Genomic DNA, 22,327 nt, shown 5'->3' on the forward strand with positions numbered 1-22,327 from the left:
TGGTCCAATCTGATTGCGGTACTTCACACTGTTCGATGTAACAGAGTGTGAGGGAGGGGCGTAACAGTATCGACCCTGCTCTCGAATTGGTGAAATGCCGTGTGCGAAAAAGGCGAAAAAAACCGCCGATTCAAGAGCATGTTTCAGCGAGTTGCTGCCTAAATGTGCAAGTATTTCAATCTTCGAAAGGGTTTTCGGCGCTCAGAACCGCCTGAGTATCCGCCCCGCAGACCGGTGGCGCGCTGCGATATGTTACAGGCGTACGAGACAAGTTGAGTGGATTCCCGATCAGGTTGACCTGACCAGGTTGGGCTTGCATTGCGATCTGCATCTGCCGCGCGGCCACCTGTTCAGTATCAAAGACCTGATCAAGCGTCTGAACCGGACCAACAGGAACTTTGACGGCTTCAAGTCCAGAAATAACGGCCTGTGTGCTCAACGTTTTAACCGCAGGACGAAGAACCGCGTTCAGCGCATCTCGATTTTCCAAACGGGCTGGATTGGTTGCAAATCTGGGGTCGTATGCCAGTTCTGCTCTTTCGATAAAGCTGCAGAGTTTTCTGAACTGACCGTCATTTCCAACCGCGAGAATGACGTGCCCGTCAGCGGTTTCATAGACGTCGTAGGGTACGATATTCGGGTGCCCGTTGCCGCGCCGCTGCGGGACATCGCCTGAAGTCAGATAATTTACGCCTTCATTGATCAGCCACGCGATCTGAGCATCCACCAAAGCCAGATCAATCTGCTGCCCTTCGCCAGTCAGGTCGCGGTGACGTAGTGCGGCAAGGATGCCGACGGTTGCGTACATACCACACATCACATCTGCGATTCCGACGCCAACTTTCATGGGCGCACCTTCCGGATCGCCGGTCAGTGACATGATCCCACCATAGCCCTGTGCCATCAGATCGTAGCCGGGCTTGCTGGAATTGGGGCCTGTCTGTCCGTAGCCCGATATTGAGCAGTAGACCAAATCGGGAAACTCTTGCGACAGGGTGGCGTAGTCGAGACCGTATTTCGCCAGCCCGCCGGGCTTGAAATTTTCGATAAGGATATCCGCATGTGACGCCAGCCGCCGAATTTCCGCCTGGCCTTCGGCTGTGGCGATATCCAGAGCGACGGATTTCTTGTTGCGGTTGGCTGACATGAAATACGCACTTAGGTCCGAGCGGTTGCCCTGGGCATCTGTCACATAGGGCGGACCCCATTGCCTTGTGTCGTCGCCGCCTGTGGCGGGGTTTTCAATCTTGATGACGGTTGCGCCCAGATCGCCAAGCAACTGCGTGCATGTGGGCCCTGCCAGAATCCGGCTAAGATCCAGAACCTTGACGCCGTTCAGGGGGCCTTCAGATGCGGCCATCATAACCTCCGCGCTCAATTTCAGCAGCAATGACGGTAAATGTCTCGGCCTTTACAGCAGCTTCCAACGCTGCGCGCAACTCTGCCCTGTTGCGAACGGTTTGGCCATTCCCACCAAAGGCTCGGCCCATGGCAGCGAAATCATGGTAGCCAAAGTCCACGCCCTTGTTGCCCATTTGTCTTTGACGCTGTTTCAGTTCGATCAGAGCAAGGCTTGCATCCACAAAGACCAAAAAGATCGGGTTGCCTCCCATTTCGGCGGCGGTCGACAATTCACCAGCCACCATCAGAAAACCGGCATCGCCTGAGAAGCTGATGACCGGGCGTTGAGGTTCGGCCAGTTTCAGGCCGATTGCCATCGGAACCGCGCAGCCCATAGTACACAGCGCCGAAGACTGGATCAGCCCGCGCTCTTCACTGCACCCCCAAATCTGACTCAGCAAAATACGATGTGCGCCGCTATCTGCGGTTGCCAGAGTTTCAGGGGGCAAAACCGCCCGGGTTTCAGCAATGACTGCCGCCGGTCCCCAGGATTCGTCATTTGGGAAAGCCTCTGCCAAAGCAGTTTTGACCTGTGAGGGCTCGCCATTTGGCCAAGTTGTACGGGCGGGGTTGCCTTTGGCGATGGCTTCCAGCGTTTCGCCTGTATCGGCAACAAGGTTTAGACCCGCCTGATGCATGTAATGATCGTTCACCACGGCAGAGATGTCGATGACGCGCTTGGTTTCGGGATCCCAAATCTCGCGCCAACCGGGCCGCATTTCGATCGGGTCATAGCCCAGGCACAGCACCAAATCGGATTGTTCGACCAGCGGCACCAGATGTTTGTCCGCCAAAGGAGACAGGCCCGCACCGCCCAGACACAGGGGGTGATCCTCGGGCACCACGCCTTTGGCTTTGTAGGTCGTCACGAAGGGAATGCCAAAATGTTCCAAAAACGCCTGCACCACACTGCGCGAGTCATCATAGAGGACATCCAGACCGATGATGGCAATTGGGCGCTCGGCCTCGGCCACCCATCGGCGGGCCTTTTCCAGACACTCCCCCCCCGGGCTTACTGGCGCGACCTTGGCAAGACGGCGGCGTTTCACACCGATCACTGGCGTGTCAGCAACCGAGATAGGTACATCAACATGAACCGGGCCGGGGCGCGGCTGCATGGCCAGAGATACCGCCTTGTCGGCCACCACGTCCGCGCCGTTGGCGGTCAGCGTGAAGGTACCCTTGGTGATCGAGCGGTATACTTGGGCGTGGTCCATGACCTGATGCGTGTAGGTCAGGGCCTCATCTGCGTCGACACATCCGGTCAGAACGATCATGGGCACGCGGTCCTGTAGCGCATTTGCAACGACGTTGATACCGTTCATCGCTCCCGGACCAAGTGTGGCCACCAATATCGCAGGTGCGCCATCGCGGTGATGCACCGCCTCTGCCATAAACCCGGCAGAATTTTCATGCTTGGTCAGATGGAAGGTGATGCCTGCCTTCTCTAGTGCGTCCACCAGCGTAAGAACCTCACCCCCTGGCATCCCAAATGCGTGGCGGCACCCCGCTTCGTACAGTCGTTGGGCCAGAAGATCCGCAGCGCGGGGCGAAGAGTCCTGCATCAGTCATGCTCCGAAATAACCGTTTCAAAGCAGATTGCGGAGGACGCCCACAGACGCAAGCCGGTTCACGCCAGTGTGACTATTTGACTGCGTCTTCGGCGACAGATTGAAACTTTGTGTCAAGTTCTGCGGAAATGTCCAGCAAGGCTTGCCCACCTTCCGATGCGTATGGGGCAAAAACAAAGCTGGGAGTTTTGTAGGACAGAGTGGCAGAGCCGTCCTCGTTTTCGGTGACATAAAAGCGGATGGGCGCTTCGATCATCGCATGGGTCGAGGTTTCAAGCACCCGCACTGCATAGTCATTGTTAAAGGCCCCGATCACCCGGTTGCCCGGAATGGTGATCCCGCGCGCAGCCGCCGCCTTGGTGGGGCCAGCCTGAGTTACGACGATCAACCCGTTTTCCTTGATGGCGGCTTTGGTGGCATCGACCAGTTCGGCATAGGGCTTGTCTGATGGGTGTACGACCCAACCCTTGGGTATGTCTTGTGCCCAGACGGGCAAAGCGATCAGGCAGAACAGGGGTATGAGCGCTTTCATCATCACGTCTCCGAAAACTTGCTGAATCATGTGTGCCAGACTTGGCCGTGTAGCGCAGTCACAAACCCGTGTTCGGCTCGCGCTTTTATGCGGCGCGCTTCTTTAACAGGTAGATATCCATGATCCAGCCGTGATCGGCGCGGGCTTTGGCTCGGGTGTCCAGAATCCGCTGCGCGACCTGATCCAGCGGACCGCTGATCAGCAGCTCTTCTTTCATACCCACATACGCGCCCCACCAGATGTCGAATTCCGCCATCTCAAGGGATTGGAACGAGCATTCTCCATCTAACATAACCGCTACTTTTGAGCCGGTTGCGGGCCACCCTTCATCCCGAATGCGGCGGCCTGTTGTGACGACATAAGGCGCACCCAGATCATTGATCGGGATCGCGTGGGCCGCAGTCAGCGCTTGCAAGGCAGTAATGCCGGGGATCACTTTCGTGTTGGGTTTGGGGTCCAGCCGCGACGCGATGCGCAGCGAACTGTCATAAAGCGACGGATCTCCCCAAATCAGCAAGGCCACATGTTGTGCCGTTGGGTGGGTATCCATAGCCTCTTGCCAGCGCAGGGCAATGGCATCGTGCCATTCGTCAACTCCGCGCAAATAGCCATCGTCAGCGCGGCGTTTGGGGATATCGAAGTAAGCGATCTGGGGCGCGGTATCGGTTACTTCGGCAATGATTTCCTCGCGCAGCCCGGCCAGATCGGCTTTGTTCTCCCCTTTTCGCGGAATCAGAATCAAGTCCGCCGCCCGGATCGCCTTCGCCCCTTGAAAGGTCACATGATCGGGGTTTCCCGTGCCGATGCCGATCAGGCTTAGGTCAATCATCTACGAACTCCGCCAGTGGGCCATACAGGATCAGCGCCGGAGCTTTGCCAATCTCGGACTTCAACTGATCCGCCAACGCGCCGATGGTAGCGCGCCGGAGCTTTTGATCCGGGGTCGACACGGATTCAGCCATCAACGCCGGAGTGTCCAGTGGCAGGCCATGAGCATTCAACGCTTGAACCAGCAGCGGGAAGGTGCGCTTGCCCATGAACACAACGGTGGTGGCCTGAGGGTCAGCCAAAGCAGTCAGGTTCAGATCGTCCGGCAGTTCGCCGCTGACGTCATGACCGGTGACAAACTGTACCCGCCGTGCGGTCAGACGGCGTGTCAGCGGAATACCGGCTGCAGCCGCCGCCGCAATGGCTGAGGGGATGCCAGGAATGATCTCATAGGCAATACCTGCTTCACGCAGGGCCACAAGCTCTTCTTCCAGACGCCCGAACATCCCGCCATCGCCGGACTTCAGCCGCACAACGTGCTGGCCGGTCTGGGCATAATCCACCAACAACCGGCTGACATGGTCCTGTTTGGGCGAGGGGCGTCCAGCCCGTTTGCCGACCCCCACAAGATCCGCATCCTCGCGCGCGTGGCTCAGAATGGGCCCGCTGCTCAGGTCATCAAACAGCACGGCATCCGCTTTCTGCATCCGGTCCACGGCCTTCAGTGTCAGCAGTTCAGGGTCTCCGGGGCCCGAACCGATGAAAGAGACAAAGCCGCTCATGCCGAGGCCTCTGCGATCAGGTGAAAGAACGTGCCGGTGACATTGCCGCGCACCGAGCCTGTCTGCGGGCCTTCTGCGCCTTCTGCATCAAACACACGCGCAAGCGGGGCATCAGGTTGCTCCACAATCGAAGAATAGTGGAATTCGTGCCCGCGCAGTGCAGCGCCTTCAGCAAAACCGGGCATGGGCGCAAGAAGCTCGGCCTTGCGGTAGCCCAGGTTGAACTTACGCTTTTGATAAGATGTCACCAGTCCCAGCAAACCTGCCATTTCATGCCGCGCTCCATCCTTGTCCATCAGCGCTGTCCCAAGCGCCATATACCCCCCGCATTCCCCATGAACGGGCTTCGACACAGCATGCTTGCGCAGACCCGTCAGAAACGTGTTCGCAGCGGCCAATGTTCCAGCGTGCAGTTCCGGGTATCCACCCGGCAGCCAAACCAGATCGGCATCCGCCGCCGGGGCTTCATCGGCCAGTGGCGAGAAAGGCAGGATTTCGGCCCCGGCCGCGTGCCAACCTTCCAACAGGTGCGGATAGGTGAACGAAAAGGCCGCATCCCGAGCCAGCGCAATCCGCTGAGCAGGAGGGCGCGGCAGCGCGGCTGACGATGGCCCGCCGGGGCCTGAGGAAGCCGCCCGTTTGATCGCCTCAAGATCAACATGTTCGCGCAGAAACGCCGCATAGCCGACGATTGCGCTTTCCAGATCCGGATGCTCAACCGCCTGAATCAGACCCAAATGCCGTTCGGGTAGGGTCAGGTCGCCTCGGCGCGGCAACACGCCCAGCACCGGTAATCCTGCGCGTTCCATGCCCAGTCGTGTCAAACGCTCGTGCCGGGGGCTGGCGCAGCGGTTCAGGATCACTCCGGCAAAGGGCAGATCGGGGTTGTACATCTTGAACCCCAACGCCGTCGCTGCCGCCGATTGCGCCTGACCGCCGACGTCCAGAACCAGCACCACCGGCCATCTCATCCGCGCAGCAGTTTCCGCACTTGACCCGTGGCCCAGCTCTCCGGGTTTGGCGACACCGTCGAACAGCCCCATCGAACCTTCGGCCACAACGATATCCGCGCCCTCGGCCTGCGCCGAAATCGCGCTCAGAAGGGGCTCGCCCATCGCCCAGCTGTCTAGGTTGAACGAGGCTCGTCCCGCTGCCGCCCGATGGAACGCAGGATCAATGTAATCCGGCCCGCTTTTGAACGGTTGAACGGTCAGACCATCCTCGGCCAAAGCCCGCAACAAGCCCAACATCACCGTTGTCTTGCCGGTGCCCGACGACGGGGCCGAGATCAGAACGCCGGGGGGGTTAGTCATCGCCATGGCTCCAGCTGGACCAGGGACTTTCTGCGCTTTGCGGGCGATAGCGGCGGTCGTAATCTTTTGAATACAGGCAGCTTTCGTCAAAGCCTTCGCCCGCCAGCGCCGGACCGACCATAATCAATGCAGTGCGTGAGATTTTCTCGTCCAGCGAGTCTTTGAGTGTTTCCAACGTGGCTCGAATGATCTGCTCATCCGGCCAGCTGGCGCGGTAAACTACGGCTACCGGGCAATCTGCCCCATAGGCCGGTGTCAGATCGGCGATGACCTTGTCCAGATTGCCGATCGACAGGTGAATAGCCAGCGTCGCCCCTGTGCGCGCGAAGTTTTCCAAGGTTTCGCCTTCGGGCATCGAGGATGCTCGTCCCGGTGTTCGGGTCAGCACCACGGATTGCGCCAGACCCGGCAACGTCAGTTCCGTACCCAGCGCAGCAGCGGCAGCGGCAAACGAAGGCACGCCCGGTGTGACGCTGACCGGGATGCCCATCTCTTTCAAGCGGCGGATTTGCTCACCCATAGCCGACCAGACCGACAGATCACCGGAATGAAGGCGCGCCACATCCTGACCCGCTTTATGGGCCGCGTCGATCTCGGCCATGATCTGATCCAGATCCATCGGCGCTGTGTTGATGATCTTTGCGCCCTCGGGGCAGTGGCTCAGGATCTCTTCCGGCACCAGAGACCCAGCGTAAAGGCACACAGGACAGGATGCGATGATATCGCGCCCGCGCAGTGTCAACAGGTCGGCGGCGCCCGGTCCGGCGCCGATGAAATGAACGGTCATGTTTGTCCTCCGATGGCTATGGCGCAGGTCGCCAGCCGGTCGTCTGAAATCTGTCTGGGTGAGAGCAACCGCGCGCCCGAGCCAACAAGCTTTCCGGCGGCAGCCAATGCGGATGCTTCGGCCACGCTTCCGGTGCCATAGGTGGCCCGGCTACGGGTCGAGCAAGTGAGCGTGCGTTGCCCGGCCAGATCAGCTGCGGCAACGAAATGCACGGGCAGAGACACCTCTTCTGCAAAGGATGTCAGTGCTGAATGGCCTTCCTTGTCGGCGACAGTCGCTAAGGCTGCCACATCATGGTTCGCAGTCGCCGCGTCAAACGCTTCACGCAAGCTGTCGGCTGTCGCAGAAGAGGAGAAACCGAGGCCAGCAACGATCATAGCGTCACGCTCCACTGCACCACCGGATAGGCGGATTTCCAGCCGCGCCTTGGTCCCAGCGGGGCTGATTGTGCAAGTTCTATCCGAAGCAGGTCACCGCCCAAGTCTTCGTGCCAACGTGCCAGCAGGGCCTCGCTTTCCAATGTGACCGCATTGGCGACAAGACGTGTGTCTTTGGGAAGCGCATCGCGCAGCCACGCCAGCAGATTGGCGCTCAACCCTCCGCCGATGAAAACGGCATCCGGCAGGTCGACATCGGACAGCGCTTCTGGTGCGGTTCCGTGTACTACATTCAATCGATCCTGCCCCAACGTATCTGCATTTCGGCGGATACGCTCGGCCCGGTCAGCACGGGGCTCGAAACACGTTGCGGAAAGGGTCGGATCACACATCAGCCATTCGATGCTTATTGAACCCGTGCCGCCGCCGATATCCCACAGATGTTCGCCCCGTTGCGGGGCAAGCGCTGAAAGGGTCAGCGCTCGGATGGGGCGTTTGGTGATTTGACCGTCGGTTTCAAAGATGTCATCGGGTTTGCCAGACGCTTTGGACAGGGCCGGACCTGAGCCAGTGACGTCCAGGCCAACGCAGACGGGATGGTCGAACGTGCCAAGAAGGGCCTCGGTCAGAGTGACGGTTTTGGAGCTTTCGCGCGGACCGCCCAAAGCCTGCATAACGTGCAGAGAAGAATCTGCAAAACCGGTTTCAGTCAAATATGTTGCTAGTTCCGCCACAGCCTTTCCGTCGCGCAGCAACAGAATCGCGCGCAGACCAGGGGCCAGATGGGGCCGCAAACGGGTCAGCGGCGCGGCGTGCAGGCCAAAGGTCAAAGTACTTTCCAAGGGCCAGCCGAGCCGTGCAGCGGCCAGCGAAAAGGTGGATTGGCCGGGCAGGGCGGTCCATTCACCGGCATCGAAATTGCGAGCAATGACCGAGCCCGCGCCAAACCAGAACGGATCGCCCGAAGCCAGAACAACGGTCTGTTTCCCGCGCAAACCTTGCAGGATCGGCAAGCCATCCGAAAACGGCACCGGCCATTCAATGCGTTCCGCCCAGGTTTCGGGCACCAGCGACAGGTGGCGCGGTGGCCCCATGATCACTTCGGCCCGGTCCAGCACTTGACGGCTTGTTGGCGACAGGCCATCAAGCCCATCTTCGCCCAATCCCAGAACGGTCAGCCACGGAGCATCAGACATGACTAATCTCCTGATCCCCAATGTGTTGCTTCTGGGCGGTACGACCGAGGCCAATGCCTTGGCTAAAACCTTTGTGGAACAACGAATTACGGCTGTCTATTCCTACGCAGGACGGGTGGAAACGCCACGCCCGCAGCCTTTGCCAGTCCGTGTTGGCGGTTACGGCGGCTCGGAAGGTTTGGCGGATTTCATCCGCGACAACGCCATCACTCATGTCGTGGACGCAACCCATCCGTTTGCGGCCCAGATGAGCCGGAACGCGATCGAGGCGTGTTGGGCAACGCAGATGCCCCTGGCCGCGCTGACCCGCGCGGCGTGGACGCCGCAGACCGGCGATAACTGGCATCACGTCCCTGATATCGCGGCGGCTGTCGATGCACTGTCCGGGGACGCACAGCGGGTTTTCCTGGCCGTTGGCCGCATGCATCTTGAGGATTTTGCCGCCCAGCCCCAGCACAATTATCTGCTGCGTCTGGTGGATGACCCCGACAGCTTGCCCCTGCCGAATGCCGAAGTTGTCGTTGCCAGAGGGCCCTTTACCGAAGCCGACGATCGCGCGCTGATGCAGCGCCATGGGACGCAGCTTGTCGTCTCCAAGAACGCGGGAGGCACCGGCGCGCGGGCCAAGCTGGATGCGGCGCGCGCGCTGGGCTTGCCCGTGTTGATGATCGACCGCCCGGTTCTGCCGCAACGGACCGAGCTTACGACTGTCGCACAGGTTCTGGACTGGCTGTCTCATCCCTGATCCTTATCAGGGGTAAAACGTGGGGTGTAGACGATTGGTGTGCCTTTGCGCTCGATCACGCGGGTGCGGGACGAACCCACAATGACCACTGTCTGCATATCCGCCATCTCGGGCGTGGCTTCGGCAAGCGTCGAAATTCGGATCGCCTCGTCTGACCGCGAAACCGCGCGAGCGAACATAATCAGGCGCTCGGGCTCGCATTCGTCACGCAGGATTTCCAATGTCTTTACAAAGCCTTCCGGACGAGACTTTGAGCGTGGATTGTAGAAGGCCATCGAGAAATCGGCCTGTGCCGCCAGACGCAGACGCTTTTCGATTAATGACCACGGTTTCAGATTGTCGCTGAGGTTTATGGCACAGAAATCATGTCCCATGGGCGCACCCGCCCGCGCAGATGCGGCCAACATTGCGGTGATGCCCGGCAGTACATCGATCTGAAGTTCGCGCCATTCAGACGGGCCGCTCTCCAGCGCCTCAAAGACGGCTGCGGCCATGGCAAACACACCGGGGTCGCCTGAGGATACGACGACAACTTTTTTGCCCTCGGCAGCCATTTGCAATGCGTGTTGCGAGCGGTCGATTTCGACCCGGTTGTCGCTTGCGTGCAAGGTCAGGCCAGGGCGTTCGGTCACACGCGCGACGTACGGGATGTAACCTACCACATCGGTGGCCTCAGCCAGCGCCGCAGTGACTTCTGGTGTCACCAATGCCTCGTCGCCCGGCCCCAGCCCTGCAATCTTGACCCAACCGCTCATGGCCGCCGTCCCTGACCATGCACCACGATGATCGAGAAATACGGGGTGATCTTTTCGCATGCCTCCGACAGTTTTGTCACCGTTTGGTTCGGCATCTGTGCGTATTCGACGATCCACGCCCGGTCATAGAGGCCTGAGGTTTTCAAAGCCCGCTTCACCTTCTCGATGTTCCGCCCGATCTTCATCACAACGAGCGCATCAGTTTGCGCCATACGCTCGGCCAAAGTGTCTTCCGGCAAGGTGCCAACCAGCACGGTCAACACGTCATCACCCCATGTGATCGGGTCACCTGTCGCGGTCCACGCACCGGACATGCCGGTGATTGCAGGCACAACCTCAACCGGAGCTTCATTGCGCAACCGGTTGTAAAGATGCATGAAAGAGCCATAGAAGAACGGATCGCCCTCGCACAGAACCACAACGTCTTCGCCCTGTTCGGACAGTGTTTTCAGATGGGCAGTGCAATCCTCGTAGAATGCGGCCAGCAACTCATTGTAACGCGGGTCCGTGACGGGGATCTCGGTGGTTACGGGGTATTCCATCGGAAATTCCACCGCACCTTCAGGGATCATGCCGTTGACGATCTTGCGGGCCTGACCGCTGCGGCCCGGCTTGCGGAAAAAGGCCACATGCTTGGCATTGCGCAACAGACGATCTGCCCGGACGCTCATCAGATCCGGGTCGCCGGGGCCAAGACCCACGCCGTATATGGTGCCCATGCTCATTCTGCCCGGCTTGCGATGGCGTTGACGGCGGCCACGGTGATGGCACTGCCGCCCAGACGACCTTTGACAATGCAGGACGGCACCGGTTGTGCCTCCCACAGCGCATCCTTGGATTCCATTGCGCCGACAAAGCCCACGGGGCAGCCAATGATCGCGGCAGGGCGCGGGCAGTCGGGGTCTTCCAACATGTTCAGAAGGTGGAACAGGGCCGTCGGCGCGTTGCCGATGGCGACCAATGCACCGTCCAGATGCGGACGCCACAGTTCCAGCGCGGCAGCAGAGCGGGTGTTGCTCATCTCGGCGGCCAAAGGGCGCACGCGTTCGTCATGCAGGGTGCAAATCACTTCGTTATCGGCGGGCAGGCGGAAACGGGTCACACCTTCGCTGACCATACGCGCATCACACAGGATCGGTGCGCCATTTTCCAACGCCGTGCGGGCATCCGTCACAAAACCAGGCGAGAAATGAATGAACTCTTCCAGCCCGACCATACCCGCAGCGTGGATCATCCGGACGGCGACTTGCTCTTCATCGGCATCAAAACGGGCCAGATCAGCCTCGGACCGGATGGTGGCAAAGCTTTCCTTGTAGATCGCCGCGCCATCGGTTTCGTATGTGTAGGGCATCAGGTGAAGTCCATAGTCATGAGTGTTTCGGGGTCGAGCCCGCGCTGGCAGGGCTCATCCCCTGCGCGGCCTTGTTTTACAAGATCAAATCGTCCGTTTGCGCCCACCAATGTGATGTCGGCAGGTCCCATCCGGGCACAACCCTTGGCGCAGCCCGAGACATGCAGGCGCCCGGGTACGCGCGCAGCCAGGGCGCGGGCGATGTCGCGGGTTTCCACCTGCGCCTGTGGGCAGAACGGTGCGCCGGGGCAGGCGTCGGTGGTCATCAGCGGGTCAGAGGCATCCGTGACAAACTTTGTTGCGGGTATCGCCGCCCCGCCTTCCAGAAGGATCAGCCGCCACGGCGTGACGCGCAGGGCAGATGCGCCGCTGTCGTCAATCAGATCATAAAGCTTGCGCGCGGGCAGCGATCCAAAAGCCGCGCCATACAGCGCGCCCAGATCACACGGGCCAGGTTGCAGTTTTGAGCCAACGGGACCAGGCGCATGTCCTTGCCATTCCCGCGGCAACGCGTCGACGACCCGCGCCATGCGGCGAGTTTCGGACGTGTATGTCTTTGAAAACCAACTGGCCAACGCGATGACATGATCGATGGCATCGACCTCGGTCACAGGTCGCCCCGTTTCGCAGCCATCGGCGCGCAGGATCAGGCCGTCAACGCTTGTTTCCAGACGAATATCTGCTGAATCCGCGTTCAAAAGCCGCGCGGGTCCGGTGTCGATGGCAAAGCCGAACTTGGCGGGAAGGGCAGGCAGCTCCGCCAACCGGTCGATCAATTCCTGCGTTAGGCGCGCAGTCAAATCATCGGCCTGATACAGCGGAGTGACCAGAATATTGCGTCGCACCTCGATGCCGGGTTCTGCATCTAGAAGGTTCAGCGCTGCAAGCTCCTTGAGCAGCGGCTGATGGTCATAGTCCTCCACGCCGCGCAGTTGCAGATTGGCGCGGTTGGTCAAATCGATCGACCCGTTGCCAAACCGATCTGCAAGGTCGCACAGACCCAGCGCCTGATCAGCCGTCAGGCGTGCCAGCCGGGGCCGGACCCGCACGACCAATCCGTCGCCGGACATCATCGGGCGGTGGGCGCCGGGGCACCAACCCTGAACGATAGGAGCGCTCATGTCAGGCCCTCCAGATCCGCCCGGATCGAGTTTCGGCGAGTGTTCCAAAGCCCGGCCTCCAGCAAAGCGCGGAACCGGTCCTGCATCGCTTGATGGGCCAGGGGATTGGCCTCTTGCAGGAAAGTGTCCACCTCTTCGTTGCCCAATGTGGCATCGTGGTAAAGGTCGAACAGGTGCGGCGCGACTGTCCCGGACAGATGCGCGAAGGACGCCATGTGATCCAGCGTCGCCGCGATTTCAGCCGCGCCCCGGAACCCATGCCGCTGCATCCCTGCGATCCAGCCGGGATTTGCGGCGCGAGCGTGAACGACGCGGCTGATCTCTTCCGGCAGGGTTCGGGCGCGCGGGTTTTCGGGGTTGGTGTTGTCCAGATGGTAAAGCTGCGCGCTGCCGCCGGTGACCTTCTTGGCTGCCGCAAATCCGGCCTCATGCGTAGCGTAGTCGTTGGCCAGCAGCAGATCGGTCTCGGTCAGATCCTGCAGGTGAACAAAGCTGTCAGCATTGGCCACGCGCTGGGTGATACCGTCTTTGTCCTGTGCGATGTGTTCGCCTTCCAGCGCGAAAGAACTGGCTTCCAGCCAAGCCTCGCCCGCCTGGACGCGCGCTTCGTCGGTGTAGACTTCGGACAATTGGGTCATGTTGACGCCATAACTGCCGGGCGCCGGGCCGTAGACGCGGGCCGTAGGGGCCAGGCCTGCATAGGGGTTCCAGTCCGGCGCTTCGTCGCGCGCAGACAGCGCACGAACGGCCTGACCGTACAGCGCCGAAAGAGTCGGGAACACATCACGGAACAGGCCCGACACGCGCAACGTCACGTCCAGTCGCGGGCGACTGAGATCCGTGATCGGAAGCACCTCGATGCCAGATACACGCTCTGAACCTTTGTCCCAAACAGGCTTTACACCCAGAAGATGCAGCGCCATGGCGAATTCTTCGCCCGCAGTACGCATGGTGGCTGAGCCCCACAGGTCAACAATCAGCCCTTTGGGGTAATCGCCTTCTTCTTGCAGATGACGGCGCACAAGCTCTTCAGCCAGTTTGACGCCCTGCGCATATGCTGCGCGGGTTGGGACCGAGCGTGGGTCGGTTGTATAAAGGTTCCGCCCTGTCGGCAGCACGTCCGACCGCCCACGATACGGAGAGCCGGATGGGCCAGCCTCGATCCGTTTGCCCGCGAGCGCGTCGATCAGAGCACTTCGTTCGGCATGGGCCGAAGCCGTTGGGTCGAAATTGCCTGTCACTTCGGGCACGCGACCAAAGATATGTAGCCCGTCGCCGAATTGGCTTTCCTTGATGTCACAGACAAAGCGGTCGATCCGGGTGATCGCCTCGGATGTGCAGGTGGCTTGATCGAGGCCAAGATCGTTTTCCAGCCCGATGGCCTGCGCTTCGTCACGGATATCTTCTTGCAAACGGTCGCGGCGCTTGGGGTCTAACCCGTCTGCGTTAGAGAACTCATCCAGCAGCGACTCCAACCGCACCATCCGGTCCGGCGTCCCGCTTTCCTTCATTGGTGGTGGGATATGGCCCAGCGTGACGGCTCCGATCCGACGCTTGGCCTGCGCGGCTTCGCCGGGGTCGTTGACGATAAAGGGGTAGATCACTGGCAGGTCGCGGATCAGCGCTTCGGGCCAGCAATCGGCAGACAGGGCCACAGACTTACCCGGCAACCACTCCAGAGTGCCATGCGCACCGATATGGATCAGCGCGTCAGCACCAAGACCTTTGCGCAACCACAGATAAAAGGCGACATAGCTGTGACGTGGCGTGCGCGACAGGTCGTGATAATCGTCATCGCGCAGTTCCGATGTACCGCGTTCGGGTTGCAACGCGACCAGAGCTTGACCACGGCGCAGTGCTGTGAAGTGTAACGCGCCATCTGCAAAGGCCGGATCGTCTTCGCATTTGCCCCAAACCGTTTGAAGGTCGGCTTGCAATTGCTCGGGCAGATCGGTCAGCGCGTGCAAATATTCTTCCAGCGGCCAAGAAATGCGGGCGTCCAACAGTGTTTCAGCAATCGGCTCTTCTGGCGTGGTGTCATAGCCTTCGTTGTGGAGATCGGACAGCATCGCCTCGGCAGATGCCAGCGCGTCCAAGCCCACCGCATGGGCCATCTGCCAGTCTTTGCCGGGATAGGTCGACAGCACCAACGCTGGGATCTGATCCGCCTTCGGTTTGTCGTTCAGGCGCAGCCAGCCTGATACCCGGTCGATAATGGCTTCGATCCGTTCGGCCTCGGCCCGGTGGGCAAAGCGGGAGTATTCCAGATGAGGATCGCGTTTGCCCGGTTCCTTGAATGAAGCGATGCCCGCCGAAATCCGCCCGTCTACCTCGGGCAAGACAACATGCATGGCAAGGTCGGCAGGGGAGAGACCGCGTTCCGCCTCAGCCCAGGCTTTGCGGCGCGAGGTGGCCAGAGCGACCTGAAACACCGGCACATTGGCGGCATCCAGCGGAGACGTGCCCGACGCGCCTTTGCCCGAAAAGGACGTTGCGTTGATGATGGCAGCGGGGGTCAACGCCTCAAGCGTCTCGCGCAACCAATCGGCAGCAGTTGGCGCTTTGAGCGAAGGTGCGAACAGGCCCACTGCCGCAAATCCGCGCGCACGCAAACTGCGGATCAGAGCTGCGACTGGGGCAGTGTCGGCCGACGTCAGATATGCGCGGTAAAACGTGACGACGATACGTTTTGCGTCGCCTTCGAACGCGGTATCCGTTGGGATTACACCACGATCCGGGCACCATGCGCCGCATTCAGGCAGGGTCTTTGCGCCCATCACCGGCCCGGCATAAAGCCCTGCTGCCAAGGCCATCTGGGCCAATGCGGCTTGCGCTGCGACCTCACCACCGGTGTCACACAGATGGGCCAAACGGCGCAGCGTTGAAACGGGCAGAGTGGAATAGTCATCCAGCCGCGTATCCTCTCGCCCGTCCGCGGGCAGAACGGCAAGCGCGATGCCCTTAGCATGCGCCAGCGCCAGAACCTGTTGCAAGCCGTAGGACCAGTAAGGCACGCCGCCAATCAGGCGGATCAGAATGCCCTTGGCGCCGTCCAACGTTTGTTCGACATAGGTGTCGACGGACAGAGGGTGTTTGAGGGCGGTCAAATTGGCCAATCGAAGTGTTGGCATTCGTCCCTCGGCCCCGCCGCCACGATGCCAACCCGCCGCGAAAGCGCCTAGGTCGCTGTCCGAGAAGGACAAGACAACCAAATCCGCCGGGCTTTGGCCCAGATCGGTTGGGGTCTCGGTTTCCTCGAGCCCGTTGCTTTCGCGGAAGACGACGTGCATGGTTTACTCGGCAGCCTCGGTGACGCCTGCAAGGATTCCGCGGATTTCGGCCTCTTTGATGTCGTCATGCTCGGCGATAACGACCAGACGCGAACGGCGCTCTTCCTCCGGTCCCCATGGGCGGTCATATTGGTGACGGACACGTGCGCCCACAGCCTGAACCAGCAGGCGCATGGGTTTGCCCTGAACGGCGGCATAACCTTTGACACGCAGGATGTTCAGCTCTGACGCCAGACGTTCGATCTTGGCGACCAGATCGGCTGGGTCGGTTTGTTCCGGCAACTCGACGATGATGCTTTCGAAATCGTCATGTTCATGATCGTGGTGACCGTCGTGGTGCGACGGGCGCGCATCCATGTCGTCCTCGGCTGCGGCTTCCAGACCCAGTACAACGCGGACATCCACGACGCCCTCGGCGACTTCGACAACAGGCAGGGGGCGTGGGGCTTCGGCGGCGATCACCTCTTTGGCCTTGGCCACACCTTCGGGTCCTGCAAGATCAGGCTTGGTCAACAGGATGATGTCGGCGCACGAGATCTGATCCTCGAACACTTCGGACAGGGGCGTTTCGTGATCGATCGAGTCATCAGCTAGGCGCTGGGCATCCACAGCTTCGACATTCGGGGCAAAGCGACCGGCGGCGACGGCCTCGGCATCGGCCAGAGCGATCACGCCATCGACAGTGATCTTTGAGCGGATATCCGGCCAGTCGAACGCCTTCAACAACGGTTTTGGCAGGGCGAGGCCAGAGGTTTCGATCAGGATATGCTCGGGGCGCGGTTCCAGCGCCATCAGCGCCTCGATGGTCGGGATGAAGTCATCCGCGACGGTGCAGCAGATGCAACCGTTTGCCAACTCCATGATGTTTTCCGCAGGGCAATCCGGGATGGCGCAGGATTTCAGGATATCGCCATCCACGCCCACATCGCCAAACTCGTTGACGACGACGGCCAGACGTTTGCCCTGAGGGTTCTGCATCAGGTGTTTGACCAGCGTTGTTTTTCCCGAGCCCAGAAAGCCGGTGATCACGGTGACGGGAAGTTTTTCGAGATTCGACATGTCAGGCTCCAATCGGGGGAATGCGCGAGGCGCAGTTTTTGCGGAAATGTTCAGGGCGTTCGCGCCATTTCACCAGGCCATCTTCGGTAGCCAGATACTTGGTCGCGCCGTCGATGATCACATCGACATGGTCCACTTCGTTCAGGTTCTCGTAAACGAAGGTCCAGCGATCGGGACCGCCGCGCAGCACGATAGAACAGCCCTGATCGCAGTTCGAAAGGCATTCAACAGGTTTCAGGGTGATGCCGTCGGGCAATTCGGCTTGTTCCAAGGCCTGGTGCAGCAATGTGCCGGGGCGTTGCGCATCGTTTTCGACGGGCAGCCCGCGGCGGCAGGTCGTGCAGACCAGAAGCTCGACCGGTGTGGTCTCAGTCGTGTCTCTCATCCCCCCAAATCCTCTTCGCGGGGGACGGGGTTTCAAGCGGGCCACGTGTCGCAACATGGACCCGACACCGGAACACCCCGCCCGGTTTCAACTTCGGGTGCTGGCAGGTCTCCCGGCTTGCGGATGTCAGAGACCTGGTACGTCAGGGTCCTCTGTCGGATGTCCCGCCTTCCCGGCCTTGGCCAGTGGCATTGGGCACCCTCTCCGGTCACGGTCGCGGGGGCGGCTGCGTTTGGCGGAAGATCCGTTGACGCATTCCCTTTTCATCGGCTCTTGCCGACACCAACGAATGGGTCATGCGGCACCGCTGGCCCGCTTGTCAAGCGCGTTGCGCGTAACATCAGGGTGTGGGTGTGAAAAGCGACCTGTGGTTGTCGTTGGGCGGCATGAATGGTCAGATAAATCCGTGATCGCATGACGGGTACAAGCCAGCAGGGAGAGGCGACATATGAAAGTAGGATTCATCGGGTTGGGAAACGTTGGCGGCAAGCTTTCGGGTTCCTTGCTGCGAAACGGGATTGATCTGATAGTGCATGATCTGAACGCGGATCTGGTGGGCGAGTTCGTCGCCCTTGGCGCAAAGGCAGCCGAAGGTCCGGCACAGTTGATGCGCGATTGCGATGCCGTCATCACCTGCTTGCCATCGCCTGCGGCATCAGATGCGGTCATGCAAGAGATGCTGCCCGAAGTGGGCCCCGGCAAAATCTGGATGGAGATGTCGACAACCGATGAGGCCGAGGTCAAGCGTTTGGGGGCCGAGGTGATCGAACGCGGAGGCGCGGCAGTGGACTGCCCGGTTTCGGGCGGGTGCCACCGGGCGGCCACCGGCAATATCTCGATCTTCGCGGGATGTGATCGTGCGACTTTTGAGCGAATTCTGCCGTTTCTGACCACCATGGGGCGGCGTGTTTTGCACACTGGTGAATTGGGCTCTGCCTCGGTTCTGAAGGTGATGACCAACTATCTGGCCACGGCCAACCTGATCACCTGCGCCGAAGCGCTGGTCACGGCAAAGGCTGCCGGGATGGATCTGAACACAACATACGAGGCGATAAAAATCTCGTCCGGTACGTCCTTTGTGCATGAAACGGAAAGTCAGGTCATCCTGAACGGATCGCGCGATATTTCTTTCACTATGGACTTGGTGAAAAAGGACATTGGTCTGTTTCAAGAGGTCGCTGACCGCGCCGGGGTGCCTCTGGAAATGAACCCGGTCATGATCAAGATTTTTGAAGATGGCATTGCCCGGTATGGGGATCGCGAGCTGTCGCCGAATATCATCAAACGACTGGAAGAGGCGACAGGCCTGGACATCACAGCCCCCGGTTTCCCGCCGGAGATGGAAGATGATGAACCGGAAGAGCCAGGGTACGAGGTTGTTCCGCAAGGGCGAGGTCCGGCGTAAAGGTCCAGCCTGGGCTTTCCAGTGAGGTGTCATTGGCAGTCGGGGTTGGTCAGCCCATAAATCCGGCCCCGATTGCTACGCTAGTACAGGACGTTGATCATCACCAACGAAACGATCAGGAACAAAGCAGTCATAATGCCGCCCGAGCGTACGAAATCCATGACCTTGTACCCGGCCGGACCCATGATCAGTGCGTTGACCTGATGGGTCGGGATGATGAAGCTGTTCGAGGTTGATATGGCGACTGTGAGTGCAAAGACTGCTGGGTTGCCTCCTGCAGCCACGGCAATTGATACGGCCAGTGGTACGAGCAGAACGGTGGCGCCAACGTTCGACATGACCAATGAAAACGCTGTTGCCAGAACGGCAATGCCTGCTTGAAGCGACCAAAGTGGCCAGCCGTCAAGAATGACCATGATTTGCTGTGCGATCCATGCGGCTGTGCCGGTGTTCTGCACGGCCTGTCCCAAAGGTATGAGGCAGGCGAGCAGGAAGACGGTGTTCCATCCAACGGCACGATAGGCCTCATCCACGCTAAGCACGCGGGTCAACATCATTCCGGCTGCCCCGGTCAGAAGACACAGCGAAAGGCGCACGTCCGTGAACAGGATTAGGGACAATGAAATGGCAAAAAAGGCAAGGGCCCACCCGACCTTCTGCGGCCTCAGTTCATCCTGTGGAAAATCGGTTGTCACCACAACGAAATCGGGATCGCGCGTGATCCGCATAAGGTTGTCCCAACGGGTATGCGCAACAAGCATGTCCCCGGCATGGAACTTTTCAAGCCCTATCTGAGTGGATTCGTGATCTTCAGTCTCAACGTGGCTGAGCGTTTCTTCCCCTCGGTGAATGGCAAGCAGCGACATGCCATAAGTCTTGCGGAACAAAAGCTCACGCGGGCATTTCCCGATCAGTTTGCTGTCCGGGGTGATAACCACTTCGGCCACGCCGGCATTGGTGGGGGCGAACTCTTCAACAAAAATGTCCAGATCAGGAAGAACGGTCAAACCGTATTTCGTGGCAAATTCCTGAACCTCAGAACGTCGTCCGACAATAGCCAGCCGACAAGGGGCCGCGATTTCTGCGGTCAGAACCTGAACCATCGAGGTTTTACCGCGATAGAAAGTTGAAATGATGTACAGGTGGCTCTCGTGGTTGATATCGGCAAGAATTTTTCCCACCAGCGGGCTTTCCGCGGGCACAACAACTTCGAATACATCTGCCTTTAGCCCGTAGACCCTCTGCAAATACTCCTGTGTGCCCTGACCGGTGCCAGTGTTGTCTTCCCCTTCCGCTTCGGGAAGAACCCAGCGCCCCAGCAACAGAAAATACCCGATGCCGGTCAGGATCAATACCGCACCGATCGGCGTTACCGAGAACAATCCGAACGGTTGCATTTTCTGAGAGACCGGCAATCCGTCATTTGCTGTCTGGATCAGATCATTAAGCAAGATCAGCGGTGAAGACCCCACCATCGTCATCGTGCCGCCCAGAATCGCACAGAACCCCATCGGCATAAGCAGGCGCGACAGAGGTATTCCAGATCGCGAGGATATCCGGCTGACAACCGGCAGAAACAATGCGGCCGCGCCCACGTTCTGCATGAAAGACGAAATGACGCCAACGGTTCCGGATATGATCGGCAGAACCCGGTTTTCCGACTTGCCGCCATATTTCAAAATAGCAGCCGCAACCTTGTTCATGATGCCAGTTTTGTCCAGTCCAGCGCCAACAATCATGACCGCAATGATCGAGATAACTGCGTTTGACGCGAATCCATCAAACAGACGCGGCACATCCGCCAGATTCTCAAGGCCGGGCGCGTAGCTTAGCAAGCCGACAAGAACCAAAACCAATATTGCGGAAAGATCAATTCTGACGATCTCGGACACAAACAGGAAAACAGTGAAAGCGAGAAGGGCGCAAACGACCCCCATCTCGAAGGTAAATGCTATGTATTCCACAATTCGTCCAGATATTTTGGCTTCTCTTGCATTAGTCCTTAGTCCATTCCGTTCGCGTTGTCATGAAATTTCGTTTTAGACCGAATGAGGGACATAATATTTCGCACTGGGTTGGGTGTGTTTGGTGGCGATGACTGTCTTCTTCGAATGCGCGGCAACACGCTACCAGACCCGATATCTCAGCTTCTGACATGTGCTATAGGGTCGAACGGCTTCAGGCTGGATGGCCCGGAATGCTCTCTATAAAGCCCGATCATAAACGCCACCCGAAGGTGCTATATGTGCCAGTTGACTTCAAAGTGACGTTGGTGTCAGGCTTTCACAACACGAACTCGGGCAAAGACTTGATAGTTAAGGTAGTTTGACATCTCACGGCACTGTTATCTGCATATTGGCGCGCCTAAGACTGGAACGACGTCAATTCAAACACTTCTTCTGGACAATAGAGATTGGTTTAATCACCACGGGCTGTTCGTTCCGAGTGCAGGGCAGAACACGAATGGCGCACACCACCAGCTTGTGCGTGCGATATCTGGATTGCCAGCGCGGACAGATTTGTCCGGGTTAATTCAAAGCCTAACCGCAGAGATAACGGGCGCAGGCTTCCCAGATCTCCTAATTTCTTCAGAGACAATGTTTGTGATTATGCGCGAACCGCTTTGCTTGGAACGAATTAAGAACTATTTTGAGGATTTGGGTTATAGAATAACATGTATTCTTTTTTTGCGTCACCCTGCCACTGGATTAGACTCGGCGTATTCGCAAATGGTTTCCGCCTTTCAACGCTTTGATAGTTTCCGCGAATTTGCAGATCGACGGTCTTTGCAATTTACTAGACTGCCCTTATGGGGCTCATTCAATAGGTTTCCTGAAATCGAAGTGAGAGTGCTGCCTTACACTAGGGAAGTGAAGTGTGAAGGAGTCGCAAAACGTTTTTTGCAAGAGCTGGGAATCACGGACTTTGGCGCGGCGGCATCCGAGCAGCGTCTTAATGTCGGCGCCGGGCCGAGAGAGGTACACTTTAAGAAATGGGTGCGATTCAATTGCGCTGAAGCAGGAGATACGATTTCTCAGCTGCAAAGAGCGAAACTGATCGAGCTTACAAAAGGTTTGGATTTTAAAGATACTGAGCGTTATCGAGGTCTAACGCCAAGCGTGCTTGAGAACTTTCTCCAAAAGACCGAACAAGCAATCAAACAGGGGCGTGATGCACGTTGGATTGGTGCTTGGGAGCAATTGAAAGAAGACAATGTGGAACAGCTTCTTCCCGCCAATGATCCAGACCTGTTTTCAGATCCTCACTTGAAAAAGATACATGATCCAGAATTGGAGGACCGCTTGCTACAGGCTTGGACGATGGCGAGCCAGGTTAAGGAGCCTGATGGTCAAAAAAAACTTCGTGCGAACACCATAATAGAAGCAATGCGTGAAATGGGCTCTCAAATTTAGACAGGCCCGGCAATTCAAGTCTAGGCTCAGGACTCATAGCCAAAAGATAACGAGTGCGGCGAGCGCGATTGCAGAG

Annotated in this window: 19 protein-coding genes, 1 pseudogene and 1 riboswitch; of the genes and pseudogenes, 3 read left to right on the forward strand and 17 right to left on the reverse strand. The window is 58.9% G+C overall.

The features are described 5' to 3' along the window. Window positions 1-175: 175 nt before the first annotated feature. The 9 genes from GOV89_RS11455 to cbiE all read right to left on the reverse strand — a co-directional run bounded on the left by GOV89_RS11455 (window position 176) and on the right by cbiE (window position 8,727). Window positions 176-1,360: a CaiB/BaiF CoA-transferase family protein gene (locus GOV89_RS11455; RefSeq protein WP_171238252.1), complete on the reverse strand. Its 1,185-nt coding sequence runs from the start codon at window positions 1,358-1,360 to the stop codon at window positions 176-178. Next, entirely contained in the window at window positions 1,347-2,966 is a 1,620-nt protein-coding gene (locus GOV89_RS11460; protein WP_171238253.1) for a thiamine pyrophosphate-binding protein, read from the reverse strand. Before GOV89_RS11460 ends, GOV89_RS11455 begins: the two co-directional genes overlap by 14 nt. A gap of 79 nt (window positions 2,967-3,045) precedes the next feature. After that, on the reverse strand, window positions 3,046-3,504 hold the full coding sequence (locus GOV89_RS11465) for a DUF302 domain-containing protein (RefSeq protein WP_171178077.1): 459 nt from the start codon (window positions 3,502-3,504) through the stop codon (window positions 3,046-3,048). An 85-nt stretch (window positions 3,505-3,589) separates the two neighbouring features. Further along, the gene (cobF, locus tag GOV89_RS11470; protein ID WP_171238254.1) at window positions 3,590-4,333 is read right to left on the reverse strand and encodes a precorrin-6A synthase (deacetylating); all 744 of its coding nucleotides are present in this window, start codon (window positions 4,331-4,333) and stop codon (window positions 3,590-3,592) included. Next, window positions 4,326-5,054 (reverse strand): uroporphyrinogen-III C-methyltransferase, encoded by a 729-nt coding sequence (gene cobA, locus GOV89_RS11475; protein WP_171177503.1) that lies wholly within the window; start codon window positions 5,052-5,054, stop codon window positions 4,326-4,328. The genes cobF and cobA overlap by 8 nt, the downstream gene beginning before the upstream one ends. Continuing rightward, window positions 5,051-6,373 carry a cobyrinate a,c-diamide synthase gene (locus GOV89_RS11480; protein ID WP_371810637.1) on the reverse strand — a complete coding sequence of 441 codons (1,323 nt, stop codon included), beginning with the start codon at window positions 6,371-6,373 and terminating at the stop codon, window positions 5,051-5,053. The genes cobA and GOV89_RS11480 overlap by 4 nt, the downstream gene beginning before the upstream one ends. Next, window positions 6,360-7,154 carry a precorrin-4 C(11)-methyltransferase gene (cobM, locus tag GOV89_RS11485; protein WP_171238256.1) on the reverse strand — a complete coding sequence of 265 codons (795 nt, stop codon included), beginning with the start codon at window positions 7,152-7,154 and terminating at the stop codon, window positions 6,360-6,362. The genes GOV89_RS11480 and cobM overlap by 14 nt, the downstream gene beginning before the upstream one ends. Beyond that, the gene (locus tag GOV89_RS11490; protein WP_171177497.1) at window positions 7,151-7,531 is read right to left on the reverse strand and encodes a cobalamin biosynthesis protein; all 381 of its coding nucleotides are present in this window, start codon (window positions 7,529-7,531) and stop codon (window positions 7,151-7,153) included. The genes cobM and GOV89_RS11490 overlap by 4 nt, the downstream gene beginning before the upstream one ends. Next, a complete protein-coding gene (gene cbiE, locus GOV89_RS11495) occupies window positions 7,528-8,727 on the reverse strand; it encodes a precorrin-6y C5,15-methyltransferase (decarboxylating) subunit CbiE (protein ID WP_171238257.1) in 1,200 nt (399 codons plus the stop codon). Before cbiE ends, GOV89_RS11490 begins: the two co-directional genes overlap by 4 nt. Between cbiE and GOV89_RS11500 the strand changes: the two genes are divergently transcribed. Next, the gene (locus GOV89_RS11500) at window positions 8,726-9,472 is read left to right on the forward strand and encodes a cobalt-precorrin-6A reductase (RefSeq protein ID WP_171177492.1); all 747 of its coding nucleotides are present in this window, start codon (window positions 8,726-8,728) and stop codon (window positions 9,470-9,472) included. The genes cbiE and GOV89_RS11500 overlap by 2 nt on opposite strands. Here the strand turns inward: GOV89_RS11500 and cobJ are convergent. The 7 genes from cobJ to GOV89_RS11535 are packed head-to-tail and all read right to left on the reverse strand — an operon-like array spanning window position 9,463 to window position 17,433. Next, window positions 9,463-10,227, reverse strand: a complete 765-nt coding sequence (gene cobJ, locus GOV89_RS11505; protein WP_171177490.1) for a precorrin-3B C(17)-methyltransferase — start codon at window positions 10,225-10,227, stop codon at window positions 9,463-9,465. The two genes, GOV89_RS11500 and cobJ, sit on opposite strands and share 10 nt — an antisense overlap. Beyond that, entirely contained in the window at window positions 10,224-10,952 is a 729-nt protein-coding gene (locus GOV89_RS11510; RefSeq protein WP_171238258.1) for a precorrin-2 C(20)-methyltransferase, read from the reverse strand. The genes cobJ and GOV89_RS11510 overlap by 4 nt, the downstream gene beginning before the upstream one ends. After that, on the reverse strand, window positions 10,949-11,578 hold the full coding sequence (locus tag GOV89_RS11515; RefSeq protein ID WP_171177486.1) for a precorrin-8X methylmutase: 630 nt from the start codon (window positions 11,576-11,578) through the stop codon (window positions 10,949-10,951). Before GOV89_RS11515 ends, GOV89_RS11510 begins: the two co-directional genes overlap by 4 nt. After that, complete coding sequence (locus tag GOV89_RS11520; RefSeq protein WP_171238259.1) at window positions 11,578-12,699, reverse strand: cobalamin biosynthesis protein CobG; 1,122 nt, start codon at window positions 12,697-12,699, stop codon at window positions 11,578-11,580. The genes GOV89_RS11515 and GOV89_RS11520 overlap by 1 nt, the downstream gene beginning before the upstream one ends. Beyond that, window positions 12,696-15,989: a cobaltochelatase subunit CobN gene (cobN, locus tag GOV89_RS11525; RefSeq protein WP_171238260.1), complete on the reverse strand. Its 3,294-nt coding sequence runs from the start codon at window positions 15,987-15,989 to the stop codon at window positions 12,696-12,698. Before cobN ends, GOV89_RS11520 begins: the two co-directional genes overlap by 4 nt. Window positions 15,990-15,992: 3 nt before the next feature. After that, complete coding sequence (gene cobW / locus GOV89_RS11530; RefSeq protein WP_171238261.1) at window positions 15,993-17,048, reverse strand: cobalamin biosynthesis protein CobW; 1,056 nt, start codon at window positions 17,046-17,048, stop codon at window positions 15,993-15,995. Between the two features lies 1 nt (window position 17,049). Then, window positions 17,050-17,433 carry a DUF1636 domain-containing protein gene (locus GOV89_RS11535; RefSeq protein ID WP_171238262.1) on the reverse strand — a complete coding sequence of 128 codons (384 nt, stop codon included), beginning with the start codon at window positions 17,431-17,433 and terminating at the stop codon, window positions 17,050-17,052. Between the two features lie 84 nt (window positions 17,434-17,517). Next, window positions 17,518-17,735: riboswitch (cobalamin riboswitch) on the reverse strand. Window positions 17,736-17,860: 125 nt separating this feature from the next. Between GOV89_RS11535 and GOV89_RS11540 the strand changes: the two are divergent. Beyond that, window positions 17,861-18,838: pseudogene (locus tag GOV89_RS11540) on the forward strand (NAD(P)-dependent oxidoreductase); the annotation flags it as partial. 80 nt (window positions 18,839-18,918) lie between these two features. Here the strand turns inward: GOV89_RS11540 and GOV89_RS11545 are convergent. Further along, window positions 18,919-20,775, reverse strand: a complete 1,857-nt coding sequence (locus tag GOV89_RS11545) for an SLC13 family permease (RefSeq protein ID WP_171238274.1) — start codon at window positions 20,773-20,775, stop codon at window positions 18,919-18,921. 672 nt (window positions 20,776-21,447) lie between these two features. Between GOV89_RS11545 and GOV89_RS11550 the strand changes: the two genes are divergently transcribed. Next, the gene (locus GOV89_RS11550) at window positions 21,448-22,251 is read left to right on the forward strand and encodes a hypothetical protein (RefSeq protein ID WP_217352155.1); all 804 of its coding nucleotides are present in this window, start codon (window positions 21,448-21,450) and stop codon (window positions 22,249-22,251) included. Window positions 22,252-22,327 lie beyond the last annotated feature (76 nt).

The sequence above is a fragment of the Ruegeria sp. HKCCA5763 genome (assembly GCF_013034545.1).
GTDB lineage: Bacteria > Pseudomonadota > Alphaproteobacteria > Rhodobacterales > Rhodobacteraceae > Ruegeria.

What these genes read in the sequence shown, in the direction of transcription:
- GOV89_RS11480 (WP_371810637.1), bottom strand. Translation starts at nt 6,373, where the DNA reads ATGGCGATGACTAACCCCCCCGGCGTTCTGATCTCGGCCCCGTCGTCG.
- GOV89_RS11510 (WP_171238258.1), bottom strand. Translation starts at nt 10,952, where the DNA reads ATGAGCATGGGCACCATATACGGCGTGGGTCTTGGCCCCGGCGACCCG.
- GOV89_RS11460 (WP_171238253.1), bottom strand. Translation starts at nt 2,966, where the DNA reads ATGCAGGACTCTTCGCCCCGCGCTGCGGATCTTCTGGCCCAACGACTG.
- GOV89_RS11465 (WP_171178077.1), bottom strand. Translation starts at nt 3,504, where the DNA reads ATGAAAGCGCTCATACCCCTGTTCTGCCTGATCGCTTTGCCCGTCTGG.
- cobA (WP_171177503.1), bottom strand. Translation starts at nt 5,054, where the DNA reads ATGAGCGGCTTTGTCTCTTTCATCGGTTCGGGCCCCGGAGACCCTGAA.
- cobF (WP_171238254.1), bottom strand. Translation starts at nt 4,333, where the DNA reads ATGATTGACCTAAGCCTGATCGGCATCGGCACGGGAAACCCCGATCAT.
- cobM (WP_171238256.1), bottom strand. Translation starts at nt 7,154, where the DNA reads ATGACCGTTCATTTCATCGGCGCCGGACCGGGCGCCGCCGACCTGTTG.
- cobN (WP_171238260.1), bottom strand. Translation starts at nt 15,989, where the DNA reads ATGCACGTCGTCTTCCGCGAAAGCAACGGGCTCGAGGAAACCGAGACC.
- GOV89_RS11490 (WP_171177497.1), bottom strand. Translation starts at nt 7,531, where the DNA reads ATGATCGTTGCTGGCCTCGGTTTCTCCTCTTCTGCGACAGCCGACAGC.
- cobW (WP_171238261.1), bottom strand. Translation starts at nt 17,048, where the DNA reads ATGTCGAATCTCGAAAAACTTCCCGTCACCGTGATCACCGGCTTTCTG.
- GOV89_RS11550 (WP_217352155.1), top strand. Translation starts at nt 21,448, where the DNA reads ATGCGCGAACCGCTTTGCTTGGAACGAATTAAGAACTATTTTGAGGAT.
- GOV89_RS11500 (WP_171177492.1), top strand. Translation starts at nt 8,726, where the DNA reads ATGACTAATCTCCTGATCCCCAATGTGTTGCTTCTGGGCGGTACGACC.
- cbiE (WP_171238257.1), bottom strand. Translation starts at nt 8,727, where the DNA reads ATGTCTGATGCTCCGTGGCTGACCGTTCTGGGATTGGGCGAAGATGGG.
- GOV89_RS11545 (WP_171238274.1), bottom strand. Translation starts at nt 20,775, where the DNA reads ATGGGGGTCGTTTGCGCCCTTCTCGCTTTCACTGTTTTCCTGTTTGTG.
- GOV89_RS11455 (WP_171238252.1), bottom strand. Translation starts at nt 1,360, where the DNA reads ATGGCCGCATCTGAAGGCCCCCTGAACGGCGTCAAGGTTCTGGATCTT.
- cobJ (WP_171177490.1), bottom strand. Translation starts at nt 10,227, where the DNA reads ATGAGCGGTTGGGTCAAGATTGCAGGGCTGGGGCCGGGCGACGAGGCA.
- GOV89_RS11515 (WP_171177486.1), bottom strand. Translation starts at nt 11,578, where the DNA reads ATGCCCTACACATACGAAACCGATGGCGCGGCGATCTACAAGGAAAGC.
- GOV89_RS11520 (WP_171238259.1), bottom strand. Translation starts at nt 12,699, where the DNA reads ATGAGCGCTCCTATCGTTCAGGGTTGGTGCCCCGGCGCCCACCGCCCG.
- GOV89_RS11535 (WP_171238262.1), bottom strand. Translation starts at nt 17,433, where the DNA reads ATGAGAGACACGACTGAGACCACACCGGTCGAGCTTCTGGTCTGCACG.